General features: G+C 60.3%; 11 protein-coding genes. 9 read left to right on the forward strand and 2 right to left on the reverse strand.

Translation table 11 applies throughout. The annotated features are described in order from the left end of the window. Nucleotides 1-292: 292 nt before the first annotated feature. From aroA to FIV05_RS03235, 4 genes are all read left to right on the forward strand, one after another. Nucleotides 293-1,648 (forward strand): 3-phosphoshikimate 1-carboxyvinyltransferase, encoded by a 1,356-nt coding sequence (gene aroA / locus FIV05_RS03220; protein ID WP_173013757.1) that lies wholly within the window; start codon nucleotides 293-295, stop codon nucleotides 1,646-1,648. Further along, nucleotides 1,645-2,271, forward strand: coding sequence for a (d)CMP kinase (gene cmk / locus FIV05_RS03225; protein WP_152508655.1), 627 nt, complete (start codon nucleotides 1,645-1,647; stop codon nucleotides 2,269-2,271). Before aroA ends, cmk begins: the two co-directional genes overlap by 4 nt. Nucleotides 2,272-2,543: 272 nt before the next feature. After that, nucleotides 2,544-4,241: a 30S ribosomal protein S1 gene (gene rpsA, locus FIV05_RS03230; protein ID WP_031268654.1), complete on the forward strand. Its 1,698-nt coding sequence runs from the start codon at nucleotides 2,544-2,546 to the stop codon at nucleotides 4,239-4,241. 183 nt (nucleotides 4,242-4,424) lie between these two features. After that, on the forward strand, nucleotides 4,425-4,721 hold the full coding sequence (locus tag FIV05_RS03235) for a hypothetical protein (RefSeq protein ID WP_152508656.1): 297 nt from the start codon (nucleotides 4,425-4,427) through the stop codon (nucleotides 4,719-4,721). 66 nt (nucleotides 4,722-4,787) lie between these two features. On the opposite strand, the gene FIV05_RS03240 is transcribed toward FIV05_RS03235, so the two are convergent. After that, nucleotides 4,788-6,719 (reverse strand): FAD-binding monooxygenase, encoded by a 1,932-nt coding sequence (locus FIV05_RS03240; protein WP_152508657.1) that lies wholly within the window; start codon nucleotides 6,717-6,719, stop codon nucleotides 4,788-4,790. Between the two features lie 268 nt (nucleotides 6,720-6,987). On the opposite strand from FIV05_RS03240, the gene FIV05_RS03245 reads away from it, so the two are divergent. Then, on the forward strand, nucleotides 6,988-7,467 hold the full coding sequence (locus tag FIV05_RS03245; protein ID WP_152508658.1) for a MarR family transcriptional regulator: 480 nt from the start codon (nucleotides 6,988-6,990) through the stop codon (nucleotides 7,465-7,467). A 43-nt stretch (nucleotides 7,468-7,510) separates the two neighbouring features. Here the strand turns inward: FIV05_RS03245 and FIV05_RS03250 are convergent, their stop codons facing one another. Continuing rightward, nucleotides 7,511-8,005: a nucleoside deaminase gene (locus FIV05_RS03250; protein WP_022998954.1), complete on the reverse strand. Its 495-nt coding sequence runs from the start codon at nucleotides 8,003-8,005 to the stop codon at nucleotides 7,511-7,513. Nucleotides 8,006-8,432: 427 nt separating this feature from the next. Between FIV05_RS03250 and FIV05_RS03255 the strand changes: the two genes are divergently transcribed. From FIV05_RS03255 to FIV05_RS03270, 4 genes are all read left to right on the forward strand, one after another. Next, nucleotides 8,433-9,395: an ABC transporter substrate-binding protein gene (locus FIV05_RS03255; protein ID WP_228932819.1), complete on the forward strand. Its 963-nt coding sequence runs from the start codon at nucleotides 8,433-8,435 to the stop codon at nucleotides 9,393-9,395. 7 nt (nucleotides 9,396-9,402) lie between these two features. Beyond that, entirely contained in the window at nucleotides 9,403-10,182 is a 780-nt protein-coding gene (locus FIV05_RS03260) for an ABC transporter ATP-binding protein (protein WP_152508659.1), read from the forward strand. A 98-nt stretch (nucleotides 10,183-10,280) separates the two neighbouring features. Then, nucleotides 10,281-11,033: an ABC transporter permease gene (locus FIV05_RS03265; protein ID WP_209010000.1), complete on the forward strand. Its 753-nt coding sequence runs from the start codon at nucleotides 10,281-10,283 to the stop codon at nucleotides 11,031-11,033. Then, complete coding sequence (locus FIV05_RS03270; RefSeq protein ID WP_152508661.1) at nucleotides 11,030-12,433, forward strand: amidohydrolase family protein; 1,404 nt, start codon at nucleotides 11,030-11,032, stop codon at nucleotides 12,431-12,433. The genes FIV05_RS03265 and FIV05_RS03270 overlap by 4 nt, the downstream gene beginning before the upstream one ends. Nucleotides 12,434-12,508 lie beyond the last annotated feature (75 nt).

The raw sequence follows: 12,508 nt of genomic DNA on the forward strand, positions 1-12,508 counted from the left end.
TGAATTCGTGGGCCGCCCCATAGCCTCAAGCCGTTCCGGTGTCAAAGGCAAATCAATCGAAAAACATTCTTCGGATTATTGTTCTGCACGTTGTGGCTCAAATTTCAAGCACCTGACCGCGTTACCCACACGCCCTGCAGACCGGCACACGTTTGAATCTGCTTGTCGTTCTGCCAATGCCGGGAAATCTTGCGAAGTTCGGATTCGGGCGGTCTGAACGGATGACGCAGGCGCATCCACATGATAGGACGTGTCACCTTTTGACAACCGATCCAATTTGCGGACATTGAAAATGTCACACGATTCTGCGCCCAAGCCTCTGACTTCCAGCCTGGGCAGCCCCTTGACCGGCACGATCCGCGTGCCCGGCGACAAGTCCATCTCACACAGATCCCTGATGTTCGGCGCGCTTGCCGTCGGCCGTACCACCGTGAAGGGTCTGCTTGAATCGGAAGACGTGCTGGCCACGGCTGACGCCATGCGTGCTGTCGGCGCAACCATCACCAAGCTCGAGGACGGCAGCTATACCGTCGACGGGATCGGCCTCGGCAGCCTGCTTGAGCCGGAGCATGTCATCGACTTCGGCAATGCCGGCACCGGCGTGCGCCTGACGATGGGCATCTTCGGAAGCCACAACATCGCCGCTACATTTGTCGGCGACGCTTCCCTGTCCAAACGGCCGATGGGCCGTGTGCTCAACCCGCTGCGCGACATGGGTACCAACGTGATTGCCCGCGACGGCGACCGTCTGCCGGCGTCCATCCGCGGCCCGGAGCAGGCACTGCCGATCACCTACCGGGTGCCCATGCCTTCGGCGCAGGTCAAATCGGCCGTTCTGCTGGCCGGCCTCAATGCCGCTGGCGAAACCACCGTCATCGAACCGATCCCGACACGCGACCACACGGAAAAGATGCTGAAGGGTTTCGGCGCCGACATTTCCGTAACCGTGAACGAGGCCGGCGAGCGCGTGATCAAGCTGCAGGGCCAGCCTGAACTGAAGCCACAGGACATTGACGTGCCTGGCGATCCTTCCTCGGCGGGTTTCCCCCTGGTGGCGGCATTGATCGTGCCGGGTTCGGACGTCGTCATCGAAAACGTTCTCCTGAACGAGCACCGCACCGGTCTCATCACCACCCTGATCGAAATGGGCGGCGACATATCGATCGTCAATCGCCGCGAAACGGGCGGCGAGGAAGTGGGCGATCTGCATGTGAAGGCCAGCAAGCTGAAGGGCATCACTGTTCCGGCCGACCGGGCGCCGTCTATGATCGACGAATATCCGGTGCTGGCCATTGCCGCCGCATTTGCCGAAGGCGACACGTTCATGCCGGGGCTCGAGGAGCTGCGCGTGAAGGAATCCGACCGCCTGGCCGCTGTTGCCCGCGGGCTGGAAGCCAACGGCATCCCTTGCGTTGAAACCGAGGACACGCTGACCGTGACCGGTGGTGCCGATGCGATCGGTGGCGGCACGGTGGTGACCCATCTCGACCACCGCATCGCCATGTCCTTCCTGGTGCTGGGCATGGCTGCCCACAAGCCGGTGACGGTGGACGACGGCGCTGTGATCGCAACCAGCTTTCCGACCTTCACCGGTCTCTTCGACGGCCTTGGCGCTAAGATTTCCGCAAACACCAGCGAGGCCGCATGATCATCGCAATCGACGGACCGGCGGCTTCCGGCAAGGGGACCCTCTCCCGCCGGCTGGCAGATCATTTCGGACTGCGGCACCTGGACACCGGGCTGACCTATCGCGCGGTTGCGGCCGCGCTTCTGGCCAATGGCCTGCCGCTTGGCGACGAAGGTGTTGCCATCGAGATTGCCCATAATCTCGATCTGGCCCAGATGGACAAGTCCGTCCTGTCGGCGCACGAGATCGGCGAAGCGGCGTCACGCATCGCGGTTCTCGGCGGCCTTCGCGACGAGTTGGTAAAGCTGCAGCGGCGTTTCGCCCAGACGCCTCCCGGCGCCGTTCTCGACGGGCGCGACATCGGCACAGTGGTGTGCCCCGATGCAACTGTGAAGCTGTTCGTGACCGCCTCTCCCGAGGCCCGCGCAAAGCGCCGGACCGACGAGATGGTCTCCAAGGGGCAGGACGCGCAATATGCCGCCGTTCTGGAGGATCTCAAGCGCCGGGACGAGCGCGATTCCAGGCGAACCGTGGCTCCAATGCGCCAGGCGGACGATGCGGTCTTGCTTGATACGACAGAAATGGATATAGAGACCGCGTTCCAGGCGGCTGTGGATATCATCTCCCGCGCCAGGGGTGCCTGATAAGGACAAGGGGTTCACCACCGGTGCGCCCCTGTTTGTGCATCCGGAACGCATGTGGCCTCAGGCCATCAGTTCTTTACGGAACGACCAGAGAATTTCGGCAGGGCGCCTTTTCCGGCGACCTGTGACGAGACCGGATTTTCCGCCTCTCGCCCCGCCGGCCCGCTTTCGATAGCGGCAGGATCAGCGGAAACCGCGATCCCGGGAGAAGGACAGATCCGGAGTGCAACACCAACCCGCCGGCGGCGCGCCTGAAGGCGCCAGGAGCATATATGTCTGATTACAATCCCTCCATGGAGGATTTCTCCGCTCTTCTCGAAGAGTCCTTCGTTCAGAACGACCTGTATGAAGGTGCCGTCGTAAAGGGCACCGTCGTCGCGATCGAAAAAGACCTGGCAGTCATCGACGTCGGTCTGAAGGTCGAAGGCCGCGTGCCGCTGAAGGAATTCGGCGCAAAAGGCCGTGACGGCGAAATGAAGGTCGGCGACGAAGTCGAGGTTTACCTGGAGCGCGTTGAAAACGCTCTTGGCGAAGCTGTTCTGTCGCGCGAAAAAGCTCGCCGCGAAGAAAGCTGGGTCCGCCTGGAAGTTGCTTTCGAAGCAAACGAAAAGGTCAACGGCCAGATCTTCAACCAGGTCAAGGGTGGTTTCACCGTCGATCTGGATGGCGCTGTCGCCTTCCTGCCGCGTTCGCAGGTCGATATCCGTCCGGTTCGCGACGTGACCCCGCTGATGCACACCCCGCAGCCGTTCCAGATCCTGAAGATGGACAAGCGCCGCGGCAACATCGTCGTGTCTCGCCGTGTCGTTCTGGAAGAAACCCGCGCCGAACAGCGTTCGGAACTGGTCCAGAGCCTGGAAGAAGGTCATACCGTGGAAGGTGTGGTCAAGAACATCACCGATTACGGTGCGTTCGTCGACCTCGGCGGTATCGATGGCCTGCTGCACGTCACCGACATCGCGTGGCGCCGCATCAACCACCCGTCGGAAGTTCTCACCATCGGCCAGACCGTCAAGGTGCAGATCATCCGCGTCAACCAGGACACGCATCGCATCAGCCTCGGCATGAAGCAGCTTGAAACCGATCCGTGGGATGGCATCGAAGCCAAGTACCCGATCGAAGCCAAGTTCACCGGCCGCGTGACCAACATCACCGACTACGGCGCATTCGTCGAACTGGAGCCGGGCATCGAAGGCCTGATCCACGTTTCCGAAATGTCCTGGACCAAGAAGAACGTCCATCCGGGCAAGATCGTTTCCACTTCTCAGGAAGTCGAAGTGATGATCCTGGAAGTCGACCCGGTCAAGCGCCGCATCTCCCTGGGCCTCAAGCAGACCCTGCAGAACCCGTGGGATGCATTTGCCGAGCAGTTCCCGATCGGCACCGAAGTCGAAGGCGAAGTCAAGAACAAGACCGAATTCGGCCTGTTCATCGGCCTCGACGGCGACGTGGACGGCATGGTTCACCTCTCCGACCTCGACTGGAACCGCCCGGGCGAGCAGGTTATCGAAGAGTTCAAGAAGGGCGACATGGTCAAGGCCGTCGTTCTGGATGTTGACGTCGACAAGGAACGTATCTCCCTCGGCATCAAGCAGCTTTCCGGCGATCCGATGGAATCGGGTGCAGCTGGCGAACTGCGCAAGAACTCCGTCGTGACCTGTGAAGTCATCGAAATCAAAGACGGCGGCCTGGACGTCAAGATCGCAGACAGCGACCTGACTGCCTTCATCCGTCGCGCCGACCTGTCCCGCGATCGCGAGGAACAGCGTCCGGAGCGTTACTCCGTTGGCGACAAGTTCGATGCCCGCATCACCCAGTTCGACAAGAAGACCCGTCGGGTCACCGTGTCGATCAAGGCTCTCGAGATCGCAGAAGAGAAGGAAGCTGTCGCTCAGTACGGCTCTTCCGACAGCGGTGCGTCCCTCGGCGACATCCTCGGTGCAGCTCTGAAGCAGCAGTCCGAAGACTAAGATTTTCGTCTCTCTCACGAGAGTTGAAAGCGAAAAGCCCGGCAGCAATGCCGGGCTTTTTGTTTCTGCGTTGCGAGGGGGTTAGAGCAAGAAACGCGCCCTCCAACTTACGCCCCAAATGGGGAATGCGGCCTGCTCCGCCGTGCACTAGCTTCCGGTCATGCCATCACCTGGAGCAAGAGCATGTTCGGCTGGTATGACCTGCGTAATTTCCTGGAAGACAATCTGATCGTCAGCATATTCGTCGGCATTGCCTTCGCAATTGTCATCGTCTGGACAGTGGTCGTTTTCGTCCAGGCCCGCGGCGGCGGGTTCAAGGCTGTTTCGGCCAGCCTCTTTGCGACAATCGTTTCCCTGTTCTATCTCGTGATGGCCTTCGCACTGGGCTCGTTTGCCGAACCTCTGGTCATCATGCCCTATTTCGCCGTTCTGGCTGCGCTCAAGTCCATGGCCGTCGCCTGGCGTATCGGCGCACGCTGATACCAGGTTTCAGACAGGTGACGTCAATCCGGCCTGCACGTGACGCCTACGCCGGGAAACGCAGATTTAGCGCCGATCTTTCAGAATGCCCTGGAAATAGCCCGACAATGCTTCATGGGCATCCAGCGGCAATACCTCGGCGACGTATTGATCCGGCCGGACGATGACCAAACAGCCTTTATCCCGGTCAATGCCGCGCATTTCGAAAATGTCGTTGCCGCTTCTGAGATCCGGGCAGAACATCTTTTCATAGTCCCTCAACCCGTAGCGGCCTTTTGCAGGCAGCAGCAGTGCCGGCATGCGCCCAAGGGCCAGATCGCGATGGTTTTGCTGGAAGACTGCGCGAAGATCGATAACCGCATCGATATCTTCACCCGCCGCCGTATGACGCAAAACAGGTGAGGCCAGATCGTCTTGCAGAAAGTTACAAAGACGATGGATAGCCGACGTTTCCGCTGCCGGGTCGTCTTTATCGGCAAAGGCAAAGATCCGCCAGCGACCGTCCGCCTTTACGACATGGCCCAGCTGTACCGGCTTGGCGTCGGCAAAACGAACGACAGGGGCGGAATGAAACCGCATGCCGATCTGGAACCCTTCCGCCAATTGCTGATGCGCGCCGTCGCCCGTCAACAGGGACGGGAGATAGCGCGAGGCTGTGCCGGCGGTATACCGGCCATGCTGCACAAAGTATTTCTGAACTTCAGCCGGTTCGACGCCATCGGGATTGCTTTCCGATTTCACCGGCGCGCTGACAAGCTTTGCCCATTCCCGGTCGAAATCGATCAGGTTCTGCGCAATCGCCTGGCGTTCGGCGGAATAGCTGGCAAGCAGCTCCGGTTCGCTCAGTCCTTTCAGCACATGGGCGAGTTTCCAGCCAAGATTGAACGTGTCCTGCATGGAGACGTTCATGCCCTGCCCGGCCTTCGGGCTGTGCGTGTGGCAGGCATCGCCCGCAATAAAAACGTGAGGCAAGCGGCCCGGAGCGCCTCCTGCCGGAACATCATCGAACTTGTCGCAAAGCCGCTGACCGATTTCGTAGACCGACCACCAGGCGACTTCCTTCACGTCGAGAGAATAGGGATGAAGGATGCGTCCGGCTGCGGCGATCAGATGATCGACCGTAATGTTCCGGTTCGCGACCCTTTCGTCCGGCCGCAGCTTGTCGAGCTCGACATAGATGCGGACCAGATATCCGCCTTCACGCGGAATGATCAGGATGCTGCCTTCGCTGGCCGACTGCACCAACGCCTTGAAGCGAATATCCGGAAAGTCCGTCACGGCAAGAACGTCCATCACCCCCCAGGCCTGATTCGCACTGTCGCCCTTCAACTCGCGGCCCAGCGCCCTGCGCACGGAACTGCGGGCGCCGTCGCAACCGACTACGTATCTTGCGCGTACGGTTTCCGTTTCACCTTCGTGTCCGTGGTCCATCCGTTCCAGCTGAACCGTAACCGGCCATTCCTGCCCTGCTTCGACCGCCATTTCCAGATCGACCAGCCGGCGGGAGTAGTTGGGCTCCAACCTGTTTGGCGAATTGCGCATGATCTCGAGATAAAAGTCGTGAACGCGCGCCTGGTTCAAAATGACATGCGGAAACTCGGACAGACCGTCCTCGACATCCTGAACCCTGCCGCTGCGGGCGATCGTGTCCGGAGACGCCGGGTCCGGTTTCCAGAAAGTGGTCTCGTTGACCCAGTAAGCTTCCTTTTCCAGTCGCTCGGCAAAGCCGAACGCCTCGAACATTTCCATTGTCCGGCAGGCAACACCATCCGCCTGGCCAAGCTGCAGGGGGCCTGCTTTCTGCTCCACGATCCGGGTTCGGATGTCCGGGAAAGCCGCAAGTTGAGCGGCAAGTGTCAGGCCGGCGGGACCGCAACCGACAATGAGGACATCGACTTCGTCCGGCAGGCTGTCTGTGTCGGCCAGGGCAGTGGTGTCGGAATTAGGTTCATGAATAACCGGATCACCGGTCTTGAAGCCATCGAGATGAAATTGCATGAGACCGTCTCCTCCGCCACTTTCCGGCTGTTTGGCAATCGACCCTCCTTCTTGGGAGAGGCCGGCGCCAGCATGATGGGGCCACGCGAAAGCTGCCGGTGTTCAAGCCCGGACTTCCTTGCCGCATTGCGGGTCTTTCGCGTTTGACAATTCCGCTGCGATGTCCAAACAAACATCGACAACGGATTAATTAGAAAGCATACTGATTATCAGCATGCTGTCAAATATAATCAGCATACTTCCTTTTTTTGACTCCCTGGAGGCGGCGATGCGAAACCTTGAACAGATGCCCGGACACCTGATCCGCCGTTTGCAGCAGATCGCGGTGGCGGTGTTTCATACGGAAGTGGATGCCGTCGGGTTCGACATGACGCCGGTGCAATTCGCGGCGCTGGTCCGGGTGGCGGAAAACCCGGGCATCGACCAGATAACGCTGGCAGGCCTGATTGCCTATGACCGGACCACGATTGCCGGCGTAGTCGACCGGCTGGTGCAGAAGGGCTTCCTGTCTCGCGCCGTGAGCGAAAAGGACAGGCGCGCGAAGGTGCTGCACATGACGGACGCCGGAACCGATGCGCTGTCGCGGCTTGGCCCTGCGGTGGAAAAGGCGCAACAGGTGATGCTAAGCGGGCTCGACCGCCAAGAGGCGGACGATTTCATGCGGCTCTTGCAAAAGGCAACAGAGGCTGTCAACGACCTCAGCCGCGCGCCACTGCGTTCCGGCTCCAGGGCTGCGGAAAAAGACTGACTGGCCTGCGAAGGTTCAGCATCCAGACCGCAACAAGCGGTGACTATTTCCCTGCCCAGAAATCCGCCTGCAGGCCGGCCGCTTCCTCTTCCAGAAGCGGGCCGACAACCTCGACCTTGCGTTGCCCCGCCGCAAACACTGTCCTGCAGGGCAGATCGAGTGTCGGATTTTCCTCGTGATCGCCCGTCTGTTCCTTCAGGGACTTTTCGGTCTGACCAAAGACGACCCGGCCAATGCCCGCCCAGTAGACAGCACCGGAGCACATGGCGCACGGCTCTGCCGATGTGTACATGGTGCAGCTTTCCAGAAAATCCGGGCGCCAGCGCTTGCTTGCCCGTGTCGCCAGCAGCCTTTCGGCGTGGGCGGTCATGTCCTGCCCTTCGGCGGAATAACCGTTACCCTGCTCCATCAGAACCTCACCGTCCGGACCTGCCAGCAGGCAGCCGAATGGATGATCGCCCGTTTCCCGCGCCTGCCGCGCGATTTCGAATGCCCGGCGCAACAGCGCAATATCTTTGTCGTCATGAGTATCGGTCACGCAAGGCTCCTTTGATTTCTTTACCCTGAAGGGAGCATGATACCGCTCACCCCGCAAGACTTTGCAAACAGTCAGTCACATTGAACAGAAACACATCAAAAGACTGGCAATTTAAAAGGCAACTGCTGAAATATTGATCTCATGATCACGATTCTCGCGGTTTCATCTTGAGGCTTTCTTGACAAAAATCGCACACCGGTTTCCCGTAGAGGTCGAGTAGAAGCGGTGGAGCCCAACGGTTCCGACATTGCTCATCTTTCAGTTGATCGACGATGCCAGGCACGAACGCGCCCGCATCCAAGACCAGGAGATGAGAATGCCGGCCGAAGACAACAAAACGCTCCCGCCACTCGAAAACCTTCCAGAGAAAGTACAGCGAAAGGGTGTGCCGATGCGCATGTTTGACGGTAAGTCGTTGGTTGTTGCCATGGCAGCAATGGTTGGGTCGTTTCCGGCGGCTGCGGCCGATCTCGTGACCTATCAGCTCGACTGGTTGCCCGGCGGTGACAAGGCGCCGATCTATGTCTGCATTCAGGAAGGCTTCTGCGAAGAAGCTGGTCTCGAAATCAAGATCGAACCGGGGCGCGGGTCTTCCGAGGCCATTACCAAGATCGCTACGGGCGCATCGGACATCGGTTCCGCGGGCATGGGTGCCTTGATGGCAGCCAAGGCAACCGAAGGTGTGCCGGTGACCGCGGTCATGACCATCTTCAACATGGGACCGCACGCCTTCTACACCACCAAGGACAGCGGCATTGCCTCGATCAAGGATGTCAAAGGCAAGAAGATCGCAACCTCGCCCTTCACCTCTTCCAACGTGTTCCTGCCGCTGGTTCTGGCCGACAACGGATTGTCGGAAGAAGATATCACCCTGACCAAATCCGACCCTGGCGCGTTGGGGCCGCTGCTGATGACCGGCCAGTCGGACGCGATCATCGCCTGGCTGACCGACGTCTCGCGCTATTCCGGCCAGGCGGCGGAGGCCGGCAAGGAACTGGTCGTGCTGCCCTGGGCTGATGCAGGTCTTGAGCTTTATTCCGCATCGCTAGTTGCGGGTGACAAGTTCCTTGAGGAGCGCCCGGACGTCGCCAAGCGCTTCGTTGCGGCCTTCAAGAAGTCCCTCGAATTTGCCTATGCAAACCCGGACAAGGCAGCTGCGGCAGTTTCCGCACAGGTGCCGGAGCTTTCGGCGGAAGACGTCAAGGGATCCTGGCTGGATGCGTCCAAGCTTGCCTTCAACGATGTCACTGAAAAATTCCCGCTCGGTACAATCGATGCCGACCGGCTGGCGGCGACATGGACCCGCGTTGCCGCGGCGCAGGATCTGGACCCGGCATCCCTGAAACCTGAAGACGCTGTCAACCGCTCGTTCCTGCCGGCAGCGGAGTAACCCTCAAGTGGCACTCACCAACAACGCGATCAGCTTTTCCTCGGTCGGTCAGACGTTTCTGACCGGCTCGGGATCCGTCACCGCCCTGGACGGGGTCACCGTGACCATTGCTCAGCACGAGTTTGTAGCGGTGCTCGGTCCATCCGGATGCGGAAAATCGACCTTGCTGAGGCTGACCGCCGGACTGATGAAACCTTCAAAGGGAACGGTGAGTGTCTTCGGCAAAGAGGTGACGATGCCGAGGGACGATGTCGGCATCGTCTTCCAGAAGCCGACATTGCTTCCCTGGGTCAATGTAGAGGACAACGTCGTCTTTCCGGTTCGCCACAAATACGGACGGGTGACGACGGAGGACCGCGAACAGGCCCGCACCATCATCGAGACCGTCGGCCTGAAAGGATTTGAAAAGCGGCTGCCGTCGGAACTTTCCGGCGGCATGCAGCAACGGGTCGGCATTGCCCGGGCTCTGTTTCTCAATCCGGACATTCTTCTGATGGACGAGCCGTTTTCAGCGCTTGATGCACTGACCCGCGATGCCATGGGCTTTGAACTTCTTCGGTTGTGGCAGGCAAGCCCGAAGACAGTCCTTTTCATCACCCACTCGATTCCGGAAGCCGCGCTGCTGGCCGACAGGATCCTTGTGCTCAGCGAGCGCCCCGGTCGCATCATCGCGGACCTGCAGGTGCCGACCGCTCGTCCCAGAGACGAAAGCGCGCTGAGAACGCCCGAGATGCAGGATTTCTCGGCCGAACTTCGCTCGCTGCTGATCAGAAAGGAGGCCGCCTGATGACTGTCAGCGAAACACAGGACACCGCCGCGGCGAAGACCACCCCAAAGCCCGAGCGTCTGGAGCGGCCTTTGCCAGTTTCCGAAAAGCTGCTTCGGATGCCTGTCGTACTTCCCCTGTTCACCTTTGTCCTGATCCTGATTGTCTGGGAGGCCGGGACACGGCTGTTTTCCGTCCCCTCTTTCGTGCTGCCCGCCCCTTCCCGCATTCTGGGCGGATTTGAGAGCGTTACAGCCGGACGCTGGATGGAGCATATCTGGGCAACGCTTCGGGTCGCCCTCATCGGCTATGCGGTTTCGTTTGTCATTTCACTGCCGATTGCCGTCGGCCTGGCAAAGTCGCGTCTGCTTTCGGGGGCGTTCTATCCCTTGCTCGTGGTCATCCAGTCCGTCCCGGTCGTCGCCGTTGCTCCGATCATCATCGTGGTGCTGGGCACCGGTGATGCACCACGCGTCGTCATCACCTTCATGATCTCCTTCTTTCCGTTGGTCGTTTCCATGACGACGGGTCTGGCCGCAACGCCGCCGGAGCTGATCGAATTGTCCAGGTCGCTGCGCGCGCCGTCCTTCCGGGAGATCACCCAGATCCGCCTGCCCTATGCGACGCCTTACATCTTCTCGGGCATGAAGATTTCGATCACGCTTTCGGTCATCGGCGCTGTCGTGTCCGAATTCGTCGCCGCCGAAAAAGGCATCGGCTACTTCATCCAGTTCTCCACGTCGATGTTCAAACTGCCCCAGGCCTGGGCCGGGCTTGTCATCCTCGTCGTGATGTCTCTTGTCCTGTTCCAGTTGGTCAGCCTCGCACAGCGGATCTTCTTTCCCTGGTCGCTGCCGAAGGGACAGAAATGACGAGCTTCCTGATCAACAACATTGACTACGGCCTCACCGGCAACCGGGAGGGAGACCGCCTCAGCGGTGCAATCCGCGTTCACGACGGCAGGATTGCGGAAATCGGCCACCTGCAGCCCCGGGAAGGCGAACGGATTGTCGATGCGAGCGGATGCGTGGTCACACCGGGTCTGGTGAACACCCATCACCATCTATTCCAGTCTGTCCTGAAGGCCGTGCCGGAAGGCATGAATGCGCCACTTGACGACTGGCTCATGAACGTTCCCTACAGCTACTGGCCGCTGATCGACGAGGAAACCCTTCGCGTATCGGCCAGGATCGGACTGGCAGAACTGCTTCTCACCGGAACGACAACGGTCTGCGATCATCACTACGTCTATTCCGACCATTATGACTACGACCCGGCAGACGTGCTTTTTGCGGAGGCGGAAGCGCTTGGCATCCGTTTCGTCCTGGCCCGGGGTGGTGGAACGAAAGGCCGGTCTTTTCCCGATCCGAGCCTGCCGCCGTCACCAAGCGAGCCACTGGACAAATTTCTGGCAAGCATCGAGCGGACTGCAAACCGCTGGCATGACCCCTCCCCAGGTTCCAGCATGCGGGTAGCCGTCGCACCGACCACGCCGACGTTCAACGTCGATGCGGGAGAGCTTGCCGACATCGCCCGCTTTGCCCGCGGCAAGGGCCTGCGCCTTCATTCGCATCTTTCGGAAAACCGGACCTACGTGGACTTCACCCTGGCGAAATACGGCAAGCGACCGGTTGATTGGCTTGCCGAGCAGCAGTGGCTCGGGCCGGATGTCTGGTTTGCCCATCTGGTGGAATGCGACCGGGACGAGGTGCGCATGCTCGCGGAAACCGGAACCGGAATGGCGCACTGTCCGCAAGCAAATGCAAGGCTTGGCTCAGGCATTGCTCCAGCTGACGCCCTGCATGATCTCGGCGGCCGAGTGTCGCTGGCGGTAGATGGCGCAGGGGCGAACGAGGCCGCCGACATGGGCGCTGCCCTCTACAGCGCCTTCGCGCTGCACCGAGCGACAAAGGGCGTGCAGGCGTTGCAAGCCGAAAGCCTGCTCAACTGGGCAACCGAAGGCGGCGCCAAGGTGCTCGGCTTTGAGGAGATCGGCGTACTGCGTCCCGGCATGATCGCCGACATTGCCGTTTTCGACATTTCGGCCCCTCGCAACATGGGTCTTCACGACCCGGCCCTTGCTCCCGTGCTGACGGGTGCCGCAAGCCTGCGCCACAGCTTTGTCGGCGGGCGGCAGATCGTCCGGGACGGTTCCATCCCCGGACTGGGCCTGGCCGGGCTCGGTTCGGACGCAAGCCGCGTTACCCGGCAACTGATTGAACGCAGAAAGGAAATGACGGCGCCTCACCGGGCCCGCGCCGCCCAGGCCTGATGGCAAATCGCCTGCGTCGGGCAGGCACATTCTTATGTGGAGTAGAAGCTGTCAGTGCCCATGAGCACGGGTCAT

It is taken from the genome of Labrenzia sp. THAF191a (assembly GCF_009363335.1).
Lineage (GTDB): Bacteria > Pseudomonadota > Alphaproteobacteria > Rhizobiales > Stappiaceae > Roseibium > Roseibium algicola.